Source organism: Jatrophihabitans sp. YIM 134969 (genome assembly GCF_054456675.1).
The window spans coordinates 110,348-133,995 of sequence record NZ_JBTJEQ010000001.1 but is presented as its reverse complement, the minus strand read 5'-3'; the positions used below and the strand labels follow the sequence as shown (position 1 = coordinate 133,995).

Below are 23,648 nucleotides of genomic sequence, written 5' to 3'. Positions count from 1 at the left end.
GCTCCAACCACCGCCAGTGACCGGCGCCGATCGCCGTGCCCTTGAGCGCGGGGACGATCAGCGACGTCAGTTGCGAATCTTCGTGTAGCGGCAGCGTCACGCGACAAGCGGTCACTGCACTACTGGACCGCACTACCGCCGTGACCCCCGGCGGTGCAGGCTCGCCACGTGACCACCTACGACACCGAGATCGCCAAGCTTCACGCCATGGTCGACGACATCCGGCGCATCCGAGAGGGGACATGCGAGCCCAAGGCCAACACCAACCCGCGGTACTTGGCGCTCTCGGCGGCCGTGAGCAACCTGAACAAGGCCATCGCCGACATGCAGGCCGAAGGCTAAGGATTGACGCGCGGAGGCTTGATCTTGCCGGCGTAGTTGCGAATCGTTTCGAGCGCGCGATCACGGGCCAAGCCTGCGTCGAGAGTCTTCGCCCGCGCCTCCAGCGTCGTGGTAGAGACCAGCCCCGCCTCGATGAGGGCCCAGGCGAACGTGAGGTCCTTGGCTCGGCCGGCGACCAGCTTGGACACGACCAGGTCGTGAGGCTCGAGGCAGCGGGCACGGCTGGGCTCCGCCGAGGCCAGCTCGAAGTTCACCAACCGCTCTTGCCAGCCTTCCGGCAAGGTCGCTGTCGTGAGGTCGACGCCCTGGCCGTAGATCGCGAAAGACTCGTGAAAGGAGGAGTCCTCCCCGATGAAGAGGTCAACCTTGTCGGACTTGGAAAGGGTCGGGTCGTTCAGAAAGGCGATGTCGGCCTCGGCAGAGGCCACCGCGGCGTCAGGAAGCTCGTGCTCGTCGAACGAGCCCAGGATCGACTGACTGCCGATGACCAAGATGTCTGGATCATCGGCGATCGTCGCCGAGGCGCGGAGGATGTGGGCTAGCTCCTCCCGCGTCACTACAGAAGAGCCTCGGCGTACGCATCAGCCCGCTCCTGCATGGTGAGCACACCGGCGAAGGGCGAGTTCTGGCGCATCTCGATCGCCAACTCCGACGGAGACGTCAACGCCTCAACGAGCGCATCGACTGGCTGGGGGCCATTCCGCAGCGTGAGCCACTCACCCAGCATGAGGGCCGCCTGGCCTCGCACGTGGCGGTTCAGACCCTGCGCGAGGTTGGCGTCCATCTTCGAGAGCACCGCGTCGGGATCAGCTTGCAGTCGGCGCGCGACGGCAGCGTTGAGCGCCAAGCTGCGTGCAGCCTCCCGCGTCATGGGGCCAGAGTACTAGCGCAGGGCGTTACCCAGGTCCTGCGTGTTTCGGATCCGGTGGTCGTTGTACCGCACACCCAGCGTTCGCAGCTCCGCGCCGGTCGACTTCACCCTCGACTCGGACTGCCCAGTGAAGCCGAGATCGTCGATGAGGAGGGTGGAAGGGCAGTAGACACTGACGAGCTGGCGCTCGACCTCGCCGAGCTCGGACTTCTCGACGCCCTCGCCGTCGACAGCGGGCTGGGTCTCGACGCCGGCCGTCTGCGCGCGCGGCATCACCACCGCACCCGTCGCGCGGTCAGCCTGGCCGACTGCGTGGTCGCAGCGGCCGCGCGCCGGTCGGGCGATCGGGTGGCGACTTCCGATCCCCACCCGCTCGACCTGTGCCGCGCGGAGGATATCGGCGCGGTGGTGCTGCCGAGCAGCGGCGGCTCGACGTGGTCGCCGCGCTGATCACGTCGAGCTCGTCCCCTGGTCATGACCGCCTCGGCAACGGTGTTGCCGCACCGAGCCGGGCAAGGTCGGCGGCGGCGCGGCCGGCGGCCCACCCGGCGGGGTCGAGTGCGGCCGTGGAACGCAACGTCTTCATGAGGGGGAACGCCTCCGCTACGGCACGGTCGACGGCTGCCTTCCGGTCGACCAGCACCGGCAACAACCGGTCCTGGTCCGCCGACGCCTCCGCCTCGGTCCGCACCTCGCGCAGACGCTCCCCGATCCGGTCGGCGAACGCGAGGAGGAAGGACCGGCGGTACGTCTTCACCGACGACGACCACGCGCCGTCGTCCGGACGTACCCGGGCGACACCACGTGCGGCCTGCAGTTGCAGCGACGTCGCGAGCATGACGGTGGCCCGGACGTCGTCACGCATGCCGACCACCGAGGCGAAGTCGAACCCGGGCTTCAGCAGGGCCTCGCACCGGTTGGCCCGCGCGACTGCGGAGACGATGGAGAACTTCGCGCGCACGTACGGGGCGTCGAGCCAGATCCGGTGCAAGGCCGTTCCGGAAGTCGGCGCCTGCCCGTCCGCGCTGAGCATCGCCGCGTCGATGCTGTGTCGCGCCATCAACGACTGGGCCTTCGCGGCGTAGGTCTCGGCCTCGTGCGGGAACTCGGTCCGCTCCGCTTTGACCAGCAACGCCCGCACTTTGACCAGCATCGCCGCCTCGGCTCCGCCGGCCTCGTCGACCGTCACGGGCGCCGCCTTGGGCAGCCGCGGCAGGAGGGACAGTGCGCCGAGCACGTGTAGGGCCGTCTCGACGATGTGCGCGATGGCCCACCGTGTGTCCGCGGGGTCGGCGAGCCGTGGACGCGGCGCGCCGGCCGGCACCGCCGTCATGACCGCCCGCAGCTCGGCGCTCCACCCCGGGTTGGTACGCAACCGCCCGTCCGCCGCCGTCACCTCGCCCAGCACGTCGAGCAGGCACAACGCGGCGTGGCCGGTGAGGCGACGGGAGCGGAGCTGGTCGAGATCGGAGGGCCGCCAGCCCGACTCGACTGCAGCGGCGACGGCGCGCGGCGTGACCCGGGCGACGGCAAGACGCAGGATGTCCTCCGGCACGGCGAGGAGCGGCGCCACCGGGTCGCCGACGGGCGGACCGAACATGAACGCGACCGCCCGCTTCATCAGCTCGGTCTCGACCTGCTCGTGCTGCGACGGGTTCGGCATGCGGGGAGCGTGGACCTGGGGTCCGACAGTTTCCGTTGCGTGGTGGGATCGGACCTGTGGATCCGACCGTCGAGCAGGTCGTGGACCGCCTCCGCGCGACGCGGTCCACCACCTGGCTGCGTCTGCTCGACGACGCCCGTCTCGATGAACCGGCCACACCGGGCGACGACGCCGCAGCCGTCGTCGAGCCGTACCGGTGGTTCCTCGAACGCATCGGCGGCGGCGTGAAGCTCAGTCAAGCCGGGTGGCTGCCGCCGGCGCTCGTCGTCGAGATGATGGATGCGCTGGGGGAGTCGGACAGGTTCTGGGGAAAGGGCAACCGGGAGAACCTGGCGATCCCGGCGATGCTGCTGCGCGAGTCGGCGACCCGGTACGGCCTGGTCCGCAAGTACCGCGGCCAGCTGCTGCCGACCCGTGTCGGCCGAGGGTTCGTCACCGATCCGACCGGGTTGTGGTGGCACCTCGCCTCGAAGCTGCCCGACGGCCGGGTCGACTCCGAACGGCACGCGGGCACGGTGGCGCTGCTGATGACGGCGGCGGGCCGGGCTATCAACGGAGCCGAGCTCGCCGACGCCATGGCGGTGCTGGGCTGGTGGATGGGGTCGTACGAGCCGCTCACGCCGTTCGACGCGCAGCGGGCCGCCCGCGACACCACCGAGCTGTTCCGCCGTCTCCGGCTGGTGTCGGAATCCTGGAACCACGAGCCGCCGCCGCCGTCCCCAGGTGCCGTCGCCCTGGCGCGGGCGGCGCTGATCGGCCGTGAGGCACCGCCCCGTCGCGCACCGGCGCCCGCGGCCGGGCAGACCCTGGAACTGACGGTCACGCTGCGTGACGTCGAACCACCCGTGTGGCGGCGGCTGGTCGTGCCGTCGTCGCTGACGCTCGCGAAGACGCACGAGGTGCTGCTCACCGCGATGGGGTGGCAGGGCTACCACCTGCACATGTTCGACGTGGGCGGCACGCTCTACGGCGACGTCGAGGACTTCGACGGTCCACTCGGCGAGGAGGACGCCGTCACCCTCGCCGACCTCCGCCGTGTCACGCCGCGCCTCACCTGGGAGTACGACTTCGGCGACGGCTGGACTCACGACGTCGAGCTCGGCGCGCTCGGCATCGGGTCGTCGGTGCCGCGGGTGGTCGCCGGTGCTCGCGCCTGCCCGCCCGAGGACTGCGGCGGACCTGGCGGCTACGAGGAGCTGCTGATGGTGTTGGCCGACCCCGCGGACGACGAGCACGGCGACCTGCTCGAGTGGCTCGGTGGCGCCTTCGACCCCGAGGCGTTCGATCTCGACGCGAAGAACGCGAACCTGGAGCTGCTCGACCGGCAGACCCGGCCGCGCTGACGGCCCGAGCCGTCAGGTCTTGTCGGGCGCGCGGCCCGTAAAATCTGCGGCGGGGAAGCGGCCCTCGGCGGCGTCGATCTTGGCGATCGCCGCGGCGGTCGCGTCGATGCCCAGGCTGTCGGCGAGGGCCAGCAGGTACACGAGGACGTCGCCGATCTCCTCGCCGACCCGGGTGTGCAGCGGGTCGGCCGCGGCGAGCTCCTTCGCTCGGTCGGCTGGCAGCCACTGGAACAGCTCGGCCAGCTCGCCGACCTCCCCCACGAGCGCCAGCAGAAGCGATTTCGGGTCGTGGAACTGGCTCCAGTCGCGGTCTGCGCTGAACCGCCGGAACCGCGCGATGACGTCGTCCGTGTCGCCCACCTGCGAGATCCTCTCAGGCCCTTTAGGGTGACCGACGCGGCCCGACGGACCGCCCGGTCCGTGCCGGGCAACCAGGTCCCCACCCGCACGAGTTCTCTTCGTGCTGCCCGGGGACGTCCATGCCGCTCCGCTACACCGCCGCGTCACTGCCGCGCGCCGGTCAGACGGAATCGGTGGTCGAGCGGTTGGCCGAGCAGCTGCTGTTCGAGGGCGGGCGGCGACCGTCGCCGAGCGAGCGCCGCTCGTGGGACCGGAGCCTGCCGGTTCTTGCCGAAGACCTGCGGGAGGCCGGGCTCGGGAACGGCGAGGTCTTGCTGGAGTACCAGCTCCCGCTCACCTCGCAGCGGGCCGACGTCGTGCTCGCTGGGACTCACCCCGACACCGGACGGCCGTCGTACGTGGTCGTCGAGCTCAAGTAGTGGAGTGCGGCGACGACCGCGGGGATGTCTGGCGATCCGCTCTGCGCAGCGTCCGGGTGAGGACTGCATCGCTCGCCTCCGGCACGTCCGAGTGGTCATCCCGCGTGCACCGAGGGGGGCGCTCGGACGAGCCGAGCCCTCGGCCCTCTCTAGTCGGCTTAGACGTGGCGACCGTAGGGCCGGGCGAGGAGGCGCCGAACGCAGGGACGTACCGGCCGCGCACTTCAAGCCCCTCCACGGTCGGATCGCGACGACGATGCGCCCCGCGTAGACACAGGGCGTCGAAACCTGGATGCTTCGGGTAGACGCAACGTCTGCGAGCGACGGGGGTAGCACGTGTCCTGGTACGACTATTTAAACCCGGTTCGCTGGTTTGCAGACGAGGCTGAAAGCGCACAGCGGCAGGTGGACGCGGGTGACGCTCACAAACGCCTGCACCTTTGTAGTGGGTGCCGGCAAGCGGGACACAACATCCGAACTTGTGCGGACCTGACAGCTGTGCTCGCCCGGCTGGATCACGTCGAGGCGGCGCTGGCTCAGGAGAGGGACCGGAACGAACGGCTTTCGGCGCAGTACCGTCAGGCGTCGGAGGAGTGCGCGCGCCTCCGCGATCGTCTCGCGCGGTTGACCGGGGATTCAATGGCCGTACATTCTCATTCCTCGCGGTAGGCCTCGGCCGCCAGCCTCCCGTCAGAGCGCGCGCGACCGCCGTGACGCCGACACTTTCGGACAAGGTTCAGCGACTGGAGTTCCGCGGGCGTCCTCGTAGCTCGTGAGACGTGATCGTGCACGACCCTCACCGGCGGGCGGAGGGCCGGCGCGAGGCCAGCACCGCGCACCCGTTTGTACCGGCTCAAGGCCGCCCTGTCGCCCGCCGTCCACACCCGGCTCAGCCGTCGAGTCGTTGATCTCGAGGAAAGAGCCAATGTCCTTGAGCTGGTCGACCTACTTCAGACCGGCGAGAAGCTTGCGGCCGTAGTGTGCACCGATCTCATAACCCGACGGTTACGTCGACCCATCGTCCACCGGCCGTCGGTTCTCGACAGATCTCCCACCGCCCGCCCCGCACCCCTGGGCGCAGCCGGATGCAACGAGCTCAGGGCGTGAGGGTCTTGCCCCCGTTACGGGCGGCGATGTCGTGGGCGGTGTAGGGCCTTGATGGCCGCAGGTGGGCCATGACGTGACAAGTTGGGCAGAACGCGGTCAAGTCCTTGGACTTGTTCAGCTGTCTGCGATCCGAAAGGTGCAGTGGTGTCCGGTGGTGTGCTTGTAGGAGGCTGCGCCAGCTGTTGGCGGCGACGAGGGCGTAGTCGTATCCACATCCTGCACACATACCGCCTGATGCATCAACGCAGCTGTCACGGAGCCCGCGGTTACGACTGCGCGCCAGGATCTTGCGTTCAGTGATGACGTTCTCGACAGCGCCCTCGGACTGGTTCTCGTGATCCATGCCGATGCTGTGGAGCAAGATGTCTGCGATGTCGTCGGGCACGCGGGCGTGATGGCGTCAGGTCCGAGCCCACCCCCAGTCGGGGAAGTCGGCACGAAGCGTGCGCAGGTCGAACGGCTGAACCAAGGAAACGTTCTCGATACGCGTGGTCCACCGCCCCCAGCGTTCATTGCCGCTGTCTGTGGCGTCGTCCTGTGTGGTGCCATGCGCAAGGATCTGCTTGAGACCTGTGACGTAGAAGAACACGTCCTCGCCCGCGCGAGCTGCTGCATGGATGGTCCATTCCACGGGGGGCCGGAGTACGCCGCATTGGCCAGCTCCAGCGGGTGCCGGTCGTCTCGGTTGCCCATCGCGACCCAGGTAGCTCGATTGGTCCCGGGGTGACGCGGCTTCGCCTGCACGTTCGAACCCTAGGGTCACTCGTCTTCATAGGCACGCCTCACCCCCCGGGGTGCAGTTGGCCTCGCCGGGCCACTCCGCGGCAGTTCCCGCCACCTCGCGTCTCAACCGCCGATGGGCCAGCAGCGCGGGTGGAGATGGGCCGGCCAGTTCCACGCTTCGGCGCGCCGACTTACCTCAGTCCAACTGGAATTTACGCAGCACGTCTGTATTCTCCGGCCGTGAACGCTTCGTCAGCCCACTGTCAAGACGCTCACATCAGAGACGGGCTGGTAAGACGTTGACTCAGCCTGCACCGCGGTGGTCGGGATCGGACCCAGACCTGCTCGCACGCGTCGCCGAGCTCCGTAGCAACGTCCTGAACGCCTATCGTGCCGACCCGGTGCTGGTGGACGAGCACGGCAAACAGGAGGACAGTTTCCGCACAGGTGGCTACGCCAAGCGTCAGGTACTCGAGCTCGTCCAGAACGCCGCGGACGCTCTGCTTATCTCTGGTACGCCGGGCCGGGTGGAACTGCGCCTGACCGAGTCGGCGCTCTACTGCGCCAATGAAGGCAGGCCATTCACGCGGAGTGGGGTCGATGCCGTAGCACATGCTTACATCAGTGGCAAGCGCGGGAAAGAAGCCGGGCGGTTCGGTCTCGGCTTCAAGTCCGTACTGGGCATCTCGTCATCGCCGACGATCTTCAGCCGCTCGGTGAGCTTCGGCTTTGACGCGGCACGCGCTCGCGAAGAGTTGGCGGACATCGCCCCCGACGCCGAGGCCTTCCCCGTATTGCGCACTCCGGTCGTCGTAAACCCAGACGCAGAGTTCGCAACTGACCCGGTGCTGGCCGAGCTGGCTGTATGGGCGACGACAGTCGTTCGGCTACCGCTGGCGAACGTCCCTGAGGCGTTGGCGAAGGAGCTGTTCGACTTCCCGCGGGAGTTCCTGCTATTCGCGCGCAACGTGGACACCCTCCATATCGGAGTCGAACTTGCGGCGACGGCCCCTCTGACTGTCGAGTACCGCTGCACGATGCAAGACGACCTCGCCACCGTGACCGGAGGCGGCCGACCGGACGCCGACTGGCTGGTCCTCGAGCGGACCCACCGACCCAGCGAGGACGCGCTGGCCGAGGTCGGGGAGGCGCTGCGTCGAGACGAGGTGCTGGTCTCTTCTGCCGTTCCGGTCGACGACCCGGGCCCGCTCGGCCGGTTCTGGGCCTACTTCCCGCTGCAGGACACCACGTCGACCCGCGGCATCCACAATGCGCCTTGGCGGATCAGCGACGACCGTACGACATTGCTCGACGGGCAGTTCAACACGGAGCTGCTCGACGTCGTCGGTGACCTGGTGGTGGAAAACATGCACCGGCTGGTGACCCCCGACGATCCCGCACGCCACTTCGATTTCCTGCCCGCACGTGGGCGGGAGGCACCGAATGACTCGGACCGCTACCTCGCGGCAACCATCCCAGTAAAGGCGCGGCGCCTCCCTTGTATCCCCGACGCCGACGGCACGCTCCGCAGGACTGATGAGCTGTACTACCTGCAATCGGATGTGGAGCTCGAGCTGGAGGCCTACGGTCGATGGGATGCCACTCCGGGCAGGCCGGTCGACTCTCCACACTGGGTCTGCTACCGCGGCCGGGACCGTCGGGCGCGACTGAAGACCCTAATGCGACTCGAGGACGAACAGACCACCGATCGTGAGGTCAGTCCAGCGGAGTGGTTGGAGCGGATTGCTGGCGACGGTATCGACCTGAAGGTCGAAGCCGCGTTGCAGATTGTGTTCACGGTCAAGAACGATGTGGCCCGGCGGCTCCTACTGTTGGCTCGGATCCTGCCGGACAGCACTGGTCGTTTGCACCGGCTGGCCGCCACCGACGAACTGTTCCTCCGCGGCAATGTCTTGTCCAGCATCGCAGGGCTTCAGCTCCTGCGACCCACTCTGCTCGAACGAGGGGACGTTCTCCAGCGGCTGATCACACTCGGGTTCCGTGACGTCGACCCCCGCGAGGAACTGGCCCGCTTGGCCGTACTCACCGCCCGACAGTGGGGCGCCTCTTCGTGGGAGAGCTTTTGGGAGCTGGTCGACGAGGTGACCAACCGCGACGCTGAGGAGATTCTTGTAAAGCACGTCGCGGCTGGCGCCCCTCTGCGAGTCAAGTGCGCCGACGGGCAGTGGCACGACATCGGCACTGCCGTGGTGCCGGGGATTGTCGAACCGGTCGATGAGTCTCTGGCCATCGATGTCGAGCGGCACGAGATGCACCTCGGCCTTTTGAAGGCGTTAGGTGTTTCGGCGCGGCCACTCGAATCAACTGCGTTGGCCCACGATCTCACCTTCCTGGAGTACCAGCGGATACAACGGGATGCCTATCTGCGGGAACTCCCCCCACGGGGGCGCCCGCCCGCCGCTGCGCTCGAGTTTCGTGAACGGGCACCTGTCGGACCGCTGCACGTCCTTCGTCGGTTCGTCGACACTGGCGACTTGACTGCCGCCGAGATCTGGACCAGTGAGCTTCTGTCTGTCGCTGGCTTCGAGCGTTGGCGATTGATGAACCTGCGAAAGCCGATCGGAACGGAGCGCGACGTTCCCGCGCCCCATCTGTGGGCGGCGCAACGCTACGGTCTTCTTACCTCCCCCTGGGGGCCGAGATCGCCAGCCCAGTGCCTGCATCCCGATCTGAGCCGGTATACGCCACTGCTTCCGGTGGCACTGAACGCGGCCGCGACTAAGCTCACGACGGTTGCTTCCATCGAAGCGATGCCGCTTGACCTGTGGCGAGAGTTCTTGACACGCCCCACCGCCGAAGCAGACCCCTGGCTTCTAGGCGAGTTGTTGTTGTCTGCTGCGACGCGACTGCCCGAAAACGAGGCACCGGCTCGAGTGCCGGCCGCTGGCGGTGACGCCGGAATGGTCGACGCGGCAGATCTGCTGGTCGCACTGACCGAGGACGAGGTCGACGCGCTATCCGCGCGAGCCTTGTCGCACGTAGCAGTCCGATCTGAGAGCGACGCCGAGTTGCTGTCGACCGCATGGGGATGTCGACTGGCCTCGACGGTTCTTCGTGTCGAGATCCTGAGCGAGACCCCGAGCGAGCCGGTGGTGCTGCTCGACCGTTTCCGTGGACTGCGAGTGCTGTCGGAGGGGCGGCTGGACAACTACGAACTCGTGCTGTGTAGCGACCTGGCCCGGCAGATCACCGGCCCTGATGGAACGCAGTTCGAGGCGGCCGACTACCTACGCAGCGGAAACACGGTCTACTACCTGAACACCCTCACTGACGAGGAGCTGCTCGAACGTCTCGCCGAGGACTTGGCCCTTCCGTTGACGGCAACGGCTCTACAGCGGGTCCTCGAGGATGCGCAGGATGCGCAGGTCAAACAACGCATTGCGCAGTGCCGACTGGCTGCTTCGGTGGCTGAGAAGCTACTCACGCTACTGCCCGCCGCAGTTCTTGAATCGGCACTTCCTGCTGGGCTGCTCGAGTCCGTACGGCTGCTCGGCGAGGACACCGGACCGCACCAGGTCGCCGAGCTGCTTCTGCACGTCCACGGGTACAGCGTGCTGACCGAACTACGCCGACCGCTGGAGGACGCTGGCTTCCCGGTCCCTGACCGGTGGGCGGGCTCGGCCCCGGCCGTCGCCTTTGTCCGATCCCTCGGGATGCCTCGCGAATTCGCCGGTGTGCGGGGAGGCTCCTTGGACTCCGACGTGACCGTATTGGGCCCGCCGCGGCTTGACGACTTGCACGACTACCAGATGGAACTGGCGCAGCAGATCCGGGAAATCGTCTTACCTTCGGCGGTGCCGTCGCGCGCGTTGCTGTTCCTACCGACCGGTGCTGGCAAGACCCGAGTGACGGTCGAGGCGCTCTGTAAGGCGTTCGTCGAGGACGGGCTCGGCAGTCCTCTGCTCTGGATCGCCCAGTCTGAGGAGCTCTGTGAGCAGGCTGTTCAGACGTGGAGCGTGGTCTGGCGCGAGTTCGGCGACAGGCCCCTACGCTTGTGCCGGCTTTGGAGCAGCAACGAAGTTGCGGACAGTGATGACGCCCCCACCGTGGTCGTAGCGACCGACGCAAAACTCGACAAGTGTCGCGACCGTCCCGAGTACAACTGGCTGCGCTCGGCCAGCGCAGTGATCATCGACGAGGCGCATACAGCTACCGGCGCGGGAATCGACGCGACGTTGCGGTGGCTCGGGCTCGCTGCACGTGAGACCGAGCGGCCCCTGCTCGGCCTTACCGCGACCCCGTTCAAGGGCACCGGTGAGGAAGCGAACCGTCGCTTGGCCGCCCGCTTCGGCCACCGTCAGCTCGACGTCCTCGGCGAGGATCCGTACGGCGAGCTTCAGCGTCGTGGTGTGTTGGCGCGAGTCGAGCACCGCGTCCTGGATGGGACCGCAGTCGAGCTCGCGGCCGACGAGGTCCGCCAGGTCAACACCTTCGGTGCGTTGCCCCAGGCCGTCCTGGAACGTATCGGCCGCGACGAGCAGCGTTCTAGACGCCTATTGGAGGACATCACCAACCTGCCGGAGGACTGGCCCGTTCTGGTCTTCACTGCTTCCGTGTTGTCCGCTCAGGTTCTCGCAGCACTCCTTCGAGTTCGCGGTATTGCGGCGGCCTCGATCAGCGGTGCTACCCGCATCTACGACCGACGCCACAACATCGAGGCGTTCCGGCGGGGCGAGTTGCGAGTGCTGACCAATTGCAATGTCCTGACACAGGGCTTCGACGCGCCCGCTGTGCGTGCCCTTTACATCGCGCGTCCGACCTTCAGTCCCAACGCGTACATCCAGATGGTGGGGCGCGGTTTGCGCGGACGACTCAACGGAGGCAAGGATGAGTGTTTAGTCGTCAACGTCGCCGACACCTTTGGCCAGTTCGGCGACAAGCTGGCCTACAAGGAATTCGATTACCTGTGGGACAGCAAGGGTGGTGAGCTGCGGTGAGACTCATTCCTCCGGTGGATCAGCTCGGACATGTGTCGAGCCGAGCGGAGAAGCGGGTGGCCCAGCTTCTCGCGCAGGTCGACGACCGTCGTCCCGAGTGTGCCTTATACTCGGTTCACCTCCCACGTCACGAGTACAAAGCCATGTCCGAGATTGACTTCTTGGTCGTATACGACGACGCCGTCCTCGTGATCGAGGTCAAGGGTGGTCGTCTGAGTCGCGGCGACGGGGTGTGGACGTTCACCGACCGATACGGGCGCTCGAACAGCAAGCGCGAGGGGCCGTTCGAGCAGGCACGCAGCGCCATGTTCGCCCTGCGCGACCGCCTCACCCGGCAACTGCCGGCTCTGGACGTCGCCTTCGGATACCTCGTGGTCACCCCTGATCAGGACCTGGCCGCCGATCTGGAATGGGACCCGCAGCTTCACGCCGGACCCAGAGCCATGACGGTCACCGGGCTCACTCGCACCCTCGCCAACGCCCGCCGTTACTGGCTCGACAAGAGCCACCGCGCCCCCTCAGGGCGTGCCTACGGCGACCTGGTCAGAACACTCCGGCCGGACTTCGATCGCGTCCCCTCGCTGGGAGCGCGCGCTCAGAGCCTGGAGGAGGACTACATCCGCTTCGCAGACCGGCAGTACGAGCTCCTCCTCGCAGCCGAACGCAATCCCCGCATTGTCTGCACCGGCGGCGCCGGGTCGGGTAAGACCCTTCTCGCCGTCGAGACGGCGCGTCGCGCGAGCGCTGAAGGCAGTCAGGTGCTCGTTACGTGCCGTTCCAGGCCGTTGGCGAGCTTGATCACCGTAGCTCTTGCGGACAGCGGAGCCCGTTGCCTCCCGTTCGACGAGATCGGGTTTTTGGACCCCGTCGACGTGCTCGTCGTCGACGAGGCACAGGATTTGATGGACCTGGACTCCTATGCCCGGCTGGACGCGCTGGTCGTGGGAGGATGGGAGCAAGGGCGATGGCGCCTCTTCTGCGACGTCAACAATCAGGCGCACGTCGAGGGACACTTCGACCGCGCCGTGTTCGATGACCTGGCGACCGCCGCCACTGTGATGGACCTTCCGTTCAACTGTCGCAACACTTCGACGGTCGTGACCCAGACGCAACTGACGACTGGGGCCGATCTGGGGGTCGCCCGCGCCGGAGAAGGACCACCGGTTGAGTATCGCCTCTGCCCAGATGATCAGACGGCCGCGCGAGAGCTCGATGCACGACTGCGAGAACTGCGGAGCGAGGACGTGCCGGCCGGGCAGATTGCCGTTGTCACGTTGCGCGACAGTATCGCCGAGAGTGCCGCCACTTTGAGTGCCGCTTTCCGGAAGGGAGCGCTGAAGGCACCCGCAGACGCAGGTGCCGGAATGCCCACCGGCGTGGCCGAACACGGCGCCGCACAGCTGGTCACCGCCGCCGGCATCAAGGGCCTCGAAGCCACGCACGTCTGCGTCATCGATGTCGCCGATACCCGCTCCCCAACGGCACGAGCGCGACTGTATGTCGCGATGACCCGTGCGCGGATCAGCCTGTGGGTGGCCGTCAATCAGACCGCATGGGACCAGCTCGCCGCTCCACCAGAGCCAAGGACGGGAGTGACGCGGCCATGACCAACGCCCACACGAGAACAGTCGATCATCGGGGAGTCCGCGACGACGTCGTTGCCTACCTCCGTAGCCAGTACCTCGGCCCGGCCGACGGTGAGCACGAAACGATGGCTGACCGACCCGACCGCGCCTACCTCGTCGGGACCCTCTACCCCCGAGGGCGCGCCTCGGAGCAACTCGACGGCGACGTGCTCGGCGAGGAGGGACACGACGATGAACTCGACGAACAGGTCGAGCTGACCAACGCTTGGTACCCGGCCTCCGCAGCCGTATCGTTCCTTCACGACGGAAATACCGTGACTTGCTCGGTCAGCACTGCGGCCTACATTCGAGATCAGTCCACCAAGGACTGGTCCCGCACTCCGCTGAGTGCCGATGACCTCGTCTTGGCTGCTCCGCCGGACGGCCCGTTAGTCCACGACCTTTTCGGCAAGCGGGCGCGGCTTTCCTCGGTCTGGCGTCGCGTCGGTCGCAAATGGTTGGTCACTGTCGCGGTCGAGAACACCGCCGAGCACGACGACGCCGAGTCGCCGCCGCCTACTGAAGACTGCCTGTTCCAGGTCCGGCTCAGGTGCCTTGTAGGTGGCGGGACAGTGCTTCCCTACCCGACCAGCCGAGACCTGACCGACGACCCGGAGGACCAGGAACTTCGTCTGCTGTACCGCGATCACCGCGCCTATGCGGCTGGCCACGGTTGCTCGGTCGACTGGGCTGTCGACGACGACGGCGCCGTCCGTGCGGTGTCGACTCAAATGTTGCCCGCCACAGTCGTGCCCGCAGTGAAGGCTCGTGACGACCTCGACCTGCCCGTCTTCGAGCTGGCCCGCCTGGCCGACGAAGATCTGCCGCCGGAGGTGCTTCGGCGAGAATTGCTGGAGTTCGTCTGCATCTACCAAGAATGGATCCATGAGCGGGAGCGCGAGTTCTTGGCGCTGTCGTCGGCCTCGCCGGAGCACGGACCGGCCGGGACACGACTGCTCGAACGCATGCAAACGGCAGCCGAGCGCATGGCCGAGGCCGCAGATCTGCTCGGGCGCGACGACACGGTTCGTGCCGCTTTCCGGATCGCCAACGCCGCCATGCGCGAACAGATGCTGCAAAGTGCCCATGTGCGACGCAACCCCGGCCGCCGCGGGGTAGCGCTGACCCCGCGCCCTGAACGACCGCTTGTCGAACCGCGCTGGCGTCCATTTCAGCTGGGCTTCCAGCTTCTCGCCCTGGCTTCGACCGGCGACGCAGCGCATCGCGACAGGGGTCTCGTCGATCTTCTGTGGTTCCCCACCGGTGGCGGCAAGACGGAGGCTTACCTCGCCTTGGCCGCATTCGAGATGGTCCGCAGGCGTCTCACCCGTGGACTGCGAGGCGGCGGGACCGCGGTTCTGACTCGGTACACCCTCCGACTGCTGACTACGCAACAGTTCCAGCGATCCGCCACGCTGATCTGCGCTCTGGAACGACTTCGTGAGACCGAACCCCGTCTGAAGGGGACACCGGCGTTCTCAATCGGTCTGTGGGTTGGCGGCGAGACAACACCGAACAGCTACGACCGTGCGCATAAGCAGGTCACCCTCATGCGGCGGTCCCAGAATCCTGACAGCCCGTTCCAGATCCAGGTGTGCCCGTGGTGCGGCACCGCGCTGCTGCCCCGCCGCCGGGTCAATGATCCGGGTGCCTACGGCGTTCGCTCGACTGCCCACAGCTTCGAGCTGTTCTGTCCTCACGAAGACTGCGACTTCCACGATCTGCTGCCGGTCGACGTCGTCGACGAGCAGATCTTTGCTACACCGCCGTCGCTGTTGGTTGCCACTGTCGACAAGCTCGCCCGCTTGCCATGGTTGCGCGATGCCGGCTCCCTGTTCGGGCAGAACAACGTCCCCTATGACCCGCCAAGCCTCGTGATCCAAGACGAACTGCACCTGCTTTCGGGCCCACTCGGCACCACGGTGGCGCTCTACGAGGCGGCCGTTCAGTCCCTGGTCGGATGGGAGGGTCACCGACCCAAGATCGTCGCGTCCACCGCGACAATTCGCGCCGCAGATCACCAGGTTCGAAATCTGTACGCCGCCCCTGTCGGCCTGTTCCCGCCGAGCGGGTTGGATGCTGACGACAGCTTCTTTGCCGTGACCGACTTTCGAGCAGCCGGACGCATGTACCTGGGTGTGATGCCCCAGGCGCACACGCAAGCGTTCGCCACGGTCCTGGCTGCGGTTGCGCTGCTTCAAGCGCCGAAGGAGCTTACGCTGAGCGGCCCCGCGCTGGACGACTACTGGACCCTTGTGGCATACCACAACAGCCTGCGTGAACTGGGTCGAACCGTGACGATCGCCCGCGACGACGTCGATAGCATGCTGCAGGCCCGCCGTGGGGCCGGTGAGGTCCGGGCTCTGCGGCGCGACGGCATCGTCGAGCTGACGAGTAATGTCTCTGCCAGTCAGCTGCCGGTTATCCTCGAACGTCTCGAGCGCGGCGTGGAGCACGATGACGCCGTTGATCTCGTCGCCACCACCAACATGCTCAGCGTAGGCATCGACATCAGCCGGCTGGGCCTGATGCTGATGAACGGGCAGCCGAAGACAACCTCGGAGTACATCCAAGCGACCAGTCGCGTGGGGCGTGCTGACGTTCCGGGACTGGTGGTCACACTCCTGCGAGCGGGCAAGCCCCGTGACCGCTCCCACTACGAGGGCTTCCGGGCGTACCACGAGGCCCTTTACCGATTCGTCGAACCCACCAGTGTCACACCGTGGTCACTGGCTTCTCGACGTCGGTCGTTGCATGCTGCGCTGACCCTGCTGGTCCGCCACGCATGCGGCCTACGGGGCAACGATGACGCAGGCTCATTCTCCGTTGACGATGCTCGAATCGGTGCTGCGTTGGACGCGTTACGCGACTGGGTCGCACGTGCTGACCCAGACGAGGCCGTCGATGCCGACGCTGACCTGAGCCGCTTGGCTGGCGAGTGGGAGCACCGTGCGCGGACTGCCGAGCGGTCCGGCACGAAGCTGCGCTACTCCTCCTCCGACAAGGACGTCCCAGCCCTGCTTCGCGACTACGGCGAGAAGAAGGAGGGCTGGGACACGATGAACTCGATGCGCTCGGTTGATCGACAGGTTCGGGTACTCGCCATCGGAGAGAGTCTTTCATGAGAAAGATGCGACTCAGCCAAACCGTCTCTCCGTTCGGCGTGGGCAGTGTCCTGGATGTACTTGGCGAATCGCTCATGGGAGCTGACATCAGCGAGTGGCCCTACGAGCGCACCGAACGCGTCGTCATCCGCCGCCTTGAGCTCGCTCTCGGTGTCAGCGAGCTGCGCTCGCCACCGAGCGTGCCGTCCTACCCTTCCCCCAACACGCCTGGCCTGCCCTACCAACGCTTCCCGCGGTGGCTCTTCTGTCAGGACTGCCGGCGCATGCGGTTGCTGCGCGCAAGCGAGGAAACCGGTGAGCCACCGGCCTGCGCCCACTGTGGGGGAGGCCTGGTTCCGATGCGCTTCATCGCCGTGTGCACCCGTCGCGGCCACGCGATGGACGTGCGTTGGGATCGGTGGGCGCATTCTGAAGCCACGAGCGACGGCCAACGTCGCTGCAAGGCGCCGAACCTCCTGTTCGAGACCCGCCAGAGCGGAACCGACGGACTGAGCAACTTGCTCGTGCGGTGTACCACGTGCTCCGCCCAGCGCGATCTCGGAGACCTGACCGTCCGTGACAGCCTCAAACGTATCGGTGTGCGTTGCAGCGGTAGACAGCCTTGGCAGCGTGACAGCGGTCAGCAGTGCGACGAGCGCGTCGAAGTTCTGCAACGCGGCGCAACGAACGTCACTCTCACTGAGACGACCACTGCTCTCGACATTCCGGAACCCAGTACCGCGGTGCGCGACGTCGAGGGTGAGATCCGCAGTCACCGCAACTTCGAAGATGTACGCACAGCACCGACCGGGCCGCGCGCCGCGGTCCTCATCGACCTCATCGCAGAAGACCTGTCGGTGAGTCCGGACCTGATCCGTCGACTCGCCGGAGAGTGGCACGACACCGGAGAACCTGAGCAAGAAGCACGGACCGGGCTGCTGACCGCTGAATGGGACGCCTTCCGCCAAGCGTTCGAGCGCCAGGATGAGACGACCGGCACTCCGAACTTCATCATCTCGGCCACGAGACTCGCCGATGATGACAACCGAGACGCCCACCGCCGTCTCGCGGAAAAGGTCGCCCACGTCGTACTGGTACATCGACTTCGCGAAGTTCGTGCGCTGCACGGATTCCGCCGCTACGACCAGCAAGCCGACCTTGTCGACGTCGATCTCGGTTCCCGTGCACGGGCTCGCTGGCTGCCCGCTGTCGAATCGTTCGGTGAAGGCGTCTTCCTAGCCTTGCGCCAGACCGGCCTTCAGGACTGGGAGGGGGACGAGGCTGTACAACGACGCGCCCAACGGCTCGAACGACGTCGACGTGACAGCCTGATCGGCTCGCGATTCGACCCGGTCACTCCCCGACTCGTCCTGCTGCACACCTTCGCCCACCTGTTGATGCGCCAGATGGCGTTCAGTTCCGGCTACTCCTCAGCTTCCCTGCGTGAACGGGTGTACGCAGGCACGGATCAGGAGGCCGGAGTGCTGATCTATACCGCCGCGGGGGACGCCGAGGGCACCCTCGGCGGCTTGGTCCGACAGGGCCAACCGCCTCGGCTGGCCGAGACGATCCTTGCAGCTCTGGAAGATGCTTCCTGGTGCTCGGCGGATCCGATCTGCCGCGAGAGTCACGGGCAGGGGCTCGGCAGCCTCAACCTCGCAGGTTGTCACGGATGCGCTCTGGTGGCTGAGACGTCCTGCGAACGGTCCAATGTCCTGCTGGACCGGGTTCTGCTCGTCGGTGACGAGGACACGCCCGGCTACTTCGCCCCCGTCATCGACGCTGTTCGGAGTGAGAGCATTACTCCCAGCTGACGGCTGCCCAGAGTGTTCTCGTGTGGGTGCGGGGGTCAGCCCTCCGTGGCCGACGACGCCTGGCCGCGCCGTTTGGCACGTCGGTCCGCCGTCTGCGCCTCGCGCAGACATCGGCGGCAGTACGTTGCCAAGGCCGCCAGGTCCTGCAGCTGCGCAATCGGCAGCTGTTCGAGATCCTCGGTGGGGGCGTGCAGGTAATGAACCTGCAGATAGAAGACCTCGCCGTGGTCTGCTGCGACCCTGTCGCGGTGGCAGCGCCAACAGGTGTAATCGTCACGCCGAAAGACCTGTGCTCGCACCGACTCGGGGAACAGGCCTTGGAGACTGTCGCGCCGGTCAGCAAGGTCCAGCGAGAGCAGTCGGAACTGATCCCCGTGCAGGTCGCGGCAGTCCAAGGCCGAGTCGATCGGTAGCCCCTCGCCGTCACGCAGCTCGCGCACCAACGGCAAGGCGTCACGGCCACCCGCGACATATGACAACTCGCTACCGCGAAATACACCCCCGATCGGATCGGACAGCAAGGTGAGGACTCGATCGCGTGCAGTGCCGCCACCGCGCCGAATTGCGCTCGAACTGTGCCAGCGTCGTGCAGCGTCTGTATCCGGGTCCGCCTCGAGCAACCGGTACATGCCGTCCTGCTCTTCGATCCGAAAGCCCTGCTCGAGCCGAAGTTCGCGGACCCGACGAGCCCACTCGCCAATCCCGGAGACCGCGGCCAGCTCGTCGCCGGCGATCCAGTCGCCGAGCCGCGACTGCAGGCGGGCCAGAATCCGTCCACGCGCGCCCCGCCCGGCCGTGGCACGGGGCCGACCCCCGTAACAGCGAGCCGCGGCCAACGTCAGGTGCTGTATCGCCTCGAACACCGACTCGCCATCCGTCTGTCGAGCGACTGCATCTCAAAGCCCCTCGAGGCGCGTCAGAGCAGAGCCGAACTCGGAATACGGATCATCCTCCGACATAGTGCGAGGCTAGCGACGTACGACGCCAGATCACGTCCGGCACGATGTTGTGCGATTTACTGTCTGGAACGCCCTGGTATGTCCGGAACTCCGCCGAGAGCGGCAGCGGCGTCCCGAAGCCGCCTACTGGGCTGACCACTCTCGGCCGCACCCCCAAGGGGCGAGCGGCCGACGTGCTGGCCTACTTTCGACCGGCCCGATACCAGCAACGGCTCGACCGAGGCGATCAACGGCCGCTTCGAGCGGCAGCGGGGCACCGCCCTCGGCTTCCGCAACCCCGCCAACTCATCACCCGCGCCCTGCTTGACGCCGGCGGCTTCAGACCGCGACTAAACCCTCTTCTGCGATGAGCTGGCATACATCAGTGACGCCGTACTGGGCGTGGTCTGCGAGTTAGTGGTCGATGACGCGACGCGACTGGACGACGTGGAGGTACCAGAGTTCGCGAACACAGCTTGCGTGACCGGAGCTGGTGGATGCGCGCGTCCCCCCATGCGCCGGCTCGTGATGCGGCTACTCGACCGGCATCCGAACCTCAAAGGTTAGGACGCGCGATCCCCTCGGGACGAGCAGCGCGGGCACGTATAGCTGAACCCCGGCGTACCGCTCCGCACTCGACCTTTCCTGCATGACGTACAGGAACATGGCGCCGCGGGTTGGGAGTCGCAAAGCGGCAAGCTCGCGGTCGATGTGAGCGGACTTTTCCACAAATCCCTCAAGCGTATTGCGATGGTTTGGGTCTGAAATTTCTCCGAACACTCCGCGCTCGACACGAATAGCTCTTCGCACAACGTAGAATGACTGCTCCCCGCAATCGAAGGTCCCCAGTCCGGTGTCGAGTTGTGGCGCGAGAACGAGAAAATCTTCCAGCAGACCGTCTTTAATCAGCTGTCTGTAGAACTTCAGCGTCGGGTCGACGAGATTCTGCCGTGATGCATCGGTGAGCGGCGTAGAAACGATCGACTCGACCACGTTCGATGCATCCAGAATACCGATGCGCGCGGCAAATGGCCTACGCCGGCCCACGAAGCGAACCGGATCGGTACTAAGATCGAGAACCTTGAATGCTGGCTTCCACGCTTCCAACGATGCGGCTCCACGGCCAGCGGCTAGACCATTTAATGGAAGGGGATTTTCACGGCGGGTGGTGAGCCGGGCATGTATCATCTTGCTCTTCGCATCGGGCAGAAGCCAGTCCAGGTGCTGATACACGAGCGGCCGGAGCTGCAGTGGCGTGAGCAGTGGGTTGCCGTCCTCGTCGAACCCGGCATACTGTTCAAGCTGCGCTCGAAACGCTCGCTCGTCACGTGCGATTCCGTCGAACGCATCCAGCAGGTCGACCTCCTTCTTGCCAATCCGGGCCTTACGTGCGATGTACACGCGAGTCAGATCTTCGTAGCCCTCACGAAATCCAAACCAGCGGCCCATTTGAGTCAACGCGGCACCAAGATTGGTCGCTCGCCGGAAGTATGTGACCGTAAGGCCAGCGACTGTGAATCCCCTACTTAGTTTGGTGCCACCGACTAGAATGCGCCAAGTGTCGTGTGTGTCGAAGTTTAAGACCTCTTGCTGATTCTGGATGTCCTTGTCGCTGTTGACGAGAATAACGGGATGGCCGCTGTCAGCGGTCATCCGTGCAACCGCGTCACCGACATAGTCTCTTAGGTCGTCGAAGTCCGGTGCGGGCATCATCCGACCCTCGGCGCGGGCCTCAATCACAGGCTTTACATCTGTCTCGTACAAGTCGCGCAGGGCCCTCAGCGACCGTGGTTGGGTGAACGCCTCCTCCCGCCAAAGGCGCATGATCTCGGTTCGCAGGTCACGGGCGTCGGCCATTTTGACTGACTCGTGCACCAGCATCGTGTGGTGCCGGAACTTGATCTCTGGATGTCGAGCCGCACGGTGCAGTTTGACAGCGCCTGTGAGCACGTACATACGCACCGCGATACGAAGCTCCTCGAGCTGCTTGTCAACCTCCTCGTCGCCAGCGTTGAGATCGCGCACATGCGCTTTGACATTGGACTTTCGGTAAGACGTTGGGTCTTCGGCGCCGTCGAGGTCGCTAAAACGTTCGACTCCCATGTACCCATTTGGAGGCTCAAGGCCGATAACAAAGTCCTTCGGGAAAATATCTGCGGTATCGGCGGGGTCGACGAACACATTTGCGAACGGTGTTGCAGTGTAGCCTATGTATTGAGCCCGAGGCATCAGCTTAAGCATTTCGGCGATATGACCGTTAATGGCTTTACGGTCGGCAACATCTTTACCTTCGGATCGAGCCTTCTTGACTTTCTCGGGGTCGACGGTATTCACCGATGCCTGGTCGGACTCGTCATCGATGATGAGCACGGGGAGTTCCGTGAACGTATCCCTGTTGTGCCGAATGTCGTCAACGAGCTTGCCTAGTACATCGTGGTTCTTCTTGGTGATCACGAGTCGCGCCCCGGACGGGTAGAGATTGTCGGGATGCCACATCGGTTTATCAGAGTGAATACGTTCCGGAGTCAGCGTTAGGAACTGCTGCACGTAGTCATGATCACGGCTGGTGAGCCTGTTGATACGCGGCTTTCCCTCGCGAGTCCCGAGATCGAGGAATCGCCCGCTGAGCCAGTCGATATCGTCTTGGTAGTCGACCCTTGCGGCTACGGCCTCCTCGTCCGTCATGGCGCCTACAATGTTTTGCCGACCAACCAACTCCATATCGATGCGGCGTTGAGTTTGGCTGCGGAGCAACTCGATGGTGCCAGTCATTATGATCACGAGCCGATAACCTGCGTCGATGGCCTTGGCGACCACGCCGGTGAAGTTGGCCGTCTTGCCGGACTGCACGTGTCCGACTACCAGTCCCTTGGTCTGATAGAGATCGCTCGATGTGGGGTCTGCCAGCCGCCGGACAATGTCGGAGCAGGTCGCGTCGAGCCGGGCTACAGTGTCCTCACGCCACTCCTTCTTATCGAGCAAGTAACTCTCGTACCGCGGCCAATAGAACGATCGCTCGGCTGCGCGGGCCGCGGTGTACCAGGGGGTGTACCGGTTGGCAACGACGATGTCGTGGCGCTGCAGGGCCGGCCTGCGTTCGTCGAGAATCTCTGCCACCCGCCCAGTGGTTCCAAGGAGGCGGTGGATGAGAGCGCGGCGCGCCGTCGTACTTGCGGGGGTGCCTTCGGTCCACGCCTCCTCAACGGGAGCGCAGTCCCATCTGCTCAGCGCCAGGCCGGCCTCGCGCAGGCCGACGTTGTCGTCGGTGGCGTGACGCAGCAATGCGGCTAGTTGATCTACGCCGAAGGCTGCCCCGGCTTCTTCGGCCTCGACCTCTAGACGCGGAAGTAGTTTCCTCGGCGCACCACCGGAGATTCCGCGTAGCACGGCCTGGAGGGACGGGCCGAACCATTCGTCGCTCATTGCGTAGCCGCCTCTGTGGTGAGGGTCAGTCCGATCAACGGGAACAGAGGATCGGTTGGTTCTAGACCGCTAAGGTCCACGCGATAACGGACCTCTAGCAGGAGCTCCGACCGGGGTACCGAGTTCTGGAGCCGGCGTGGCGTGATCGCCGGGAACTTGTCGTCCACGACGTAGAAGGCGGGTGTGGCCCGCAGCGACCAAGCCTGGGTGTATTGCGGCTCGTCCTCGCGCTGGTACAACGGCTGTAGGTGATGGACTACATCGCCGCCCCTCGACCCTGCGTCGTCAATGGCGAGGTCCGCCAAACGGGGCAGGGTCACGCCGATGTCCCGTGTTCCCGCGGTCACCTGGACCGACAATAGGTGAAGTGCTCGGCCTGAGGAAGGCACCATCTGCGTGGCGCTGGATATCCAGTGTGCAGGATGCTCGGATCTGGTGCACTTCACCTCTAGATCAGACGCTGGGAGCCGGAAGTCGTGCTCCTCGGAGGCCGTCCCGACCCACATGTCCACCGCACTGGAAACCGGCCCTGAGCGCATGAGTGCTCTCAGCGTGGCGAGCTCGGCGATTAGGCCGATTTCCTGCTCCTCCGACAGCCGGTCGGGACGTGCCAGCAGGTGTCCATATGCAGCGAGCGCGCGCTGCACCGCATCTGAGAAGGAACTTCCGTTCAGCTGGATTCGGTCGGCCACGGCTCCCAGCAACGCCACCGCTTCCGGCAGTCCCTGTTTAACGACGAGTCGCATCTCCATGTAGCGCACGCCCGCTGCTGAGAACACGACGACGGACACGCGACGTCGCTCGTCCACCTGAGGTCGATCGGCATCGGCGACCACCCGGAGGGCCAACACATCCTCGGCAGGGTCGATCACGAACCACACCACGGGTGACCCTGACACTGTGATCGACCCTCGCGTCGCGGTGTCCCAATACGCCTCGATCGCCTCCACCGTGGGCA

At 65.8% G+C, this 23,648-nt stretch carries 17 protein-coding genes and 1 pseudogene; 8 read left to right on the top strand and 10 right to left on the bottom strand.

Annotation, left to right across the window (positions count from 1 at the left end; translation table 11 throughout):
* The first annotated feature begins 168 nt into the window (after window positions 1-168).
* The gene (locus tag ACXR2U_RS00585; RefSeq protein WP_458822959.1) at window positions 169-342 is read left to right on the top strand and encodes a hypothetical protein; all 174 of its coding nucleotides are present in this window, start codon (window positions 169-171) and stop codon (window positions 340-342) included.
* Here the strand turns inward: ACXR2U_RS00585 and ACXR2U_RS00580 are convergent.
* The 4 genes from ACXR2U_RS00580 to ACXR2U_RS00565 form a co-directional block, all read right to left on the bottom strand.
* Window positions 339-899: a DUF6036 family nucleotidyltransferase gene (locus tag ACXR2U_RS00580; protein ID WP_458822958.1), complete on the bottom strand. Its 561-nt coding sequence runs from the start codon at window positions 897-899 to the stop codon at window positions 339-341. The two genes, ACXR2U_RS00585 and ACXR2U_RS00580, sit on opposite strands and share 4 nt — an antisense overlap.
* The gene (locus ACXR2U_RS00575; protein WP_458822957.1) at window positions 899-1,213 is read right to left on the bottom strand and encodes a hypothetical protein; all 315 of its coding nucleotides are present in this window, start codon (window positions 1,211-1,213) and stop codon (window positions 899-901) included. Before ACXR2U_RS00575 ends, ACXR2U_RS00580 begins: the two co-directional genes overlap by 1 nt.
* Window positions 1,214-1,225: 12 nt before the next feature.
* Entirely contained in the window at window positions 1,226-1,582 is a 357-nt protein-coding gene (locus ACXR2U_RS00570) for a hypothetical protein (RefSeq protein WP_458822956.1), read from the bottom strand.
* Window positions 1,583-1,685: 103 nt separating this feature from the next.
* On the bottom strand, window positions 1,686-2,876 hold the full coding sequence (locus tag ACXR2U_RS00565) for a DUF2786 domain-containing protein (RefSeq protein WP_458822955.1): 1,191 nt from the start codon (window positions 2,874-2,876) through the stop codon (window positions 1,686-1,688).
* Between the two features lie 56 nt (window positions 2,877-2,932).
* Here ACXR2U_RS00565 and ACXR2U_RS00560 point away from each other — a divergent pair, with 56 nt between their 5' ends.
* Window positions 2,933-4,219 (top strand): plasmid pRiA4b ORF-3 family protein, encoded by a 1,287-nt coding sequence (locus ACXR2U_RS00560; protein WP_458822954.1) that lies wholly within the window; start codon window positions 2,933-2,935, stop codon window positions 4,217-4,219.
* A gap of 12 nt (window positions 4,220-4,231) precedes the next feature.
* Here the strand turns inward: ACXR2U_RS00560 and ACXR2U_RS00555 are convergent, their stop codons facing one another.
* On the bottom strand, window positions 4,232-4,579 hold the full coding sequence (locus ACXR2U_RS00555; protein ID WP_458822953.1) for a nucleotide pyrophosphohydrolase: 348 nt from the start codon (window positions 4,577-4,579) through the stop codon (window positions 4,232-4,234).
* Between the two features lie 119 nt (window positions 4,580-4,698).
* Between ACXR2U_RS00555 and ACXR2U_RS00550 the strand changes: the two genes are divergently transcribed.
* Window positions 4,699-4,998 carry a hypothetical protein gene (locus ACXR2U_RS00550; RefSeq protein ID WP_458822952.1) on the top strand — a complete coding sequence of 100 codons (300 nt, stop codon included), beginning with the start codon at window positions 4,699-4,701 and terminating at the stop codon, window positions 4,996-4,998.
* Window positions 4,999-6,094: 1,096 nt separating this feature from the next.
* Here ACXR2U_RS00550 and ACXR2U_RS00545 read toward each other — a convergent pair.
* Together ACXR2U_RS00545 and ACXR2U_RS00540 are read right to left on the bottom strand one after the other, a co-directional pair.
* A complete protein-coding gene (locus ACXR2U_RS00545; RefSeq protein WP_458822951.1) occupies window positions 6,095-6,490 on the bottom strand; it encodes a hypothetical protein in 396 nt (131 codons plus the stop codon).
* A 15-nt stretch (window positions 6,491-6,505) separates the two neighbouring features.
* Window positions 6,506-6,736 carry a hypothetical protein gene (locus tag ACXR2U_RS00540; protein WP_458822950.1) on the bottom strand — a complete coding sequence of 77 codons (231 nt, stop codon included), beginning with the start codon at window positions 6,734-6,736 and terminating at the stop codon, window positions 6,506-6,508.
* A gap of 493 nt (window positions 6,737-7,229) precedes the next feature.
* Between ACXR2U_RS00540 and ACXR2U_RS00535 the strand changes: the two genes are divergently transcribed.
* Genes ACXR2U_RS00535 through drmB form a run of 4 tightly spaced genes read left to right on the top strand, consistent with a single transcriptional unit; the run spans window position 7,230 to window position 18,329 of the window.
* Complete coding sequence (locus ACXR2U_RS00535) at window positions 7,230-11,786, top strand: sacsin N-terminal ATP-binding-like domain-containing protein (RefSeq protein ID WP_458822949.1); 4,557 nt, start codon at window positions 7,230-7,232, stop codon at window positions 11,784-11,786.
* A 14-nt stretch (window positions 11,787-11,800) separates the two neighbouring features.
* Window positions 11,801-13,393 (top strand): nuclease-related domain-containing DEAD/DEAH box helicase, encoded by a 1,593-nt coding sequence (locus tag ACXR2U_RS00530; RefSeq protein WP_458822948.1) that lies wholly within the window; start codon window positions 11,801-11,803, stop codon window positions 13,391-13,393.
* The gene (locus tag ACXR2U_RS00525) at window positions 13,390-16,536 is read left to right on the top strand and encodes a helicase-related protein (RefSeq protein ID WP_458822947.1); all 3,147 of its coding nucleotides are present in this window, start codon (window positions 13,390-13,392) and stop codon (window positions 16,534-16,536) included. Before ACXR2U_RS00530 ends, ACXR2U_RS00525 begins: the two co-directional genes overlap by 4 nt.
* Window positions 16,533-18,329 (top strand): DrmB family protein, encoded by a 1,797-nt coding sequence (gene drmB / locus ACXR2U_RS00520; RefSeq protein ID WP_458822946.1) that lies wholly within the window; start codon window positions 16,533-16,535, stop codon window positions 18,327-18,329. The genes ACXR2U_RS00525 and drmB overlap by 4 nt, the downstream gene beginning before the upstream one ends.
* Before the next feature lie 35 nt (window positions 18,330-18,364).
* On the opposite strand, the gene ACXR2U_RS00515 is transcribed toward drmB, so the two are convergent.
* Window positions 18,365-19,192, bottom strand: coding sequence for a hypothetical protein (locus ACXR2U_RS00515; RefSeq protein ID WP_458822945.1), 828 nt, complete (start codon window positions 19,190-19,192; stop codon window positions 18,365-18,367).
* 200 nt (window positions 19,193-19,392) lie between these two features.
* Here ACXR2U_RS00515 and ACXR2U_RS00510 point away from each other — a divergent pair.
* Window positions 19,393-19,638: pseudogene (locus ACXR2U_RS00510) on the top strand (transposase); the annotation flags it as partial.
* A gap of 163 nt (window positions 19,639-19,801) precedes the next feature.
* Here ACXR2U_RS00510 and ACXR2U_RS00505 read toward each other — a convergent pair.
* Window positions 19,802-22,690, bottom strand: coding sequence for a Z1 domain-containing protein (locus ACXR2U_RS00505; RefSeq protein ID WP_458822944.1), 2,889 nt, complete (start codon window positions 22,688-22,690; stop codon window positions 19,802-19,804).
* Window positions 22,687-23,640: a PD-(D/E)XK motif protein gene (locus ACXR2U_RS00500; RefSeq protein WP_458822943.1), complete on the bottom strand. Its 954-nt coding sequence runs from the start codon at window positions 23,638-23,640 to the stop codon at window positions 22,687-22,689. The genes ACXR2U_RS00505 and ACXR2U_RS00500 overlap by 4 nt, the downstream gene beginning before the upstream one ends.
* Between the last annotated feature and the right edge of the window lie 8 nt (window positions 23,641-23,648).

Bases quoted from the DNA above. Each gene is read 5' to 3' on its own strand.
- ACXR2U_RS00575 (WP_458822957.1), bottom strand. From the start codon at position 1,213: ATGACGCGGGAGGCTGCACGCAGCTTGGCGCTCAACGCTGCCGTCGCG.
- ACXR2U_RS00565 (WP_458822955.1), bottom strand. From the start codon at position 2,876: ATGCCGAACCCGTCGCAGCACGAGCAGGTCGAGACCGAGCTGATGAAG.
- ACXR2U_RS00550 (WP_458822952.1), top strand. From the start codon at position 4,699: ATGCCGCTCCGCTACACCGCCGCGTCACTGCCGCGCGCCGGTCAGACG.
- ACXR2U_RS00525 (WP_458822947.1), top strand. From the start codon at position 13,390: ATGACCAACGCCCACACGAGAACAGTCGATCATCGGGGAGTCCGCGAC.
- drmB (WP_458822946.1), top strand. From the start codon at position 16,533: ATGAGAAAGATGCGACTCAGCCAAACCGTCTCTCCGTTCGGCGTGGGC.
- ACXR2U_RS00505 (WP_458822944.1), bottom strand. From the start codon at position 22,690: ATGAGCGACGAATGGTTCGGCCCGTCCCTCCAGGCCGTGCTACGCGGA.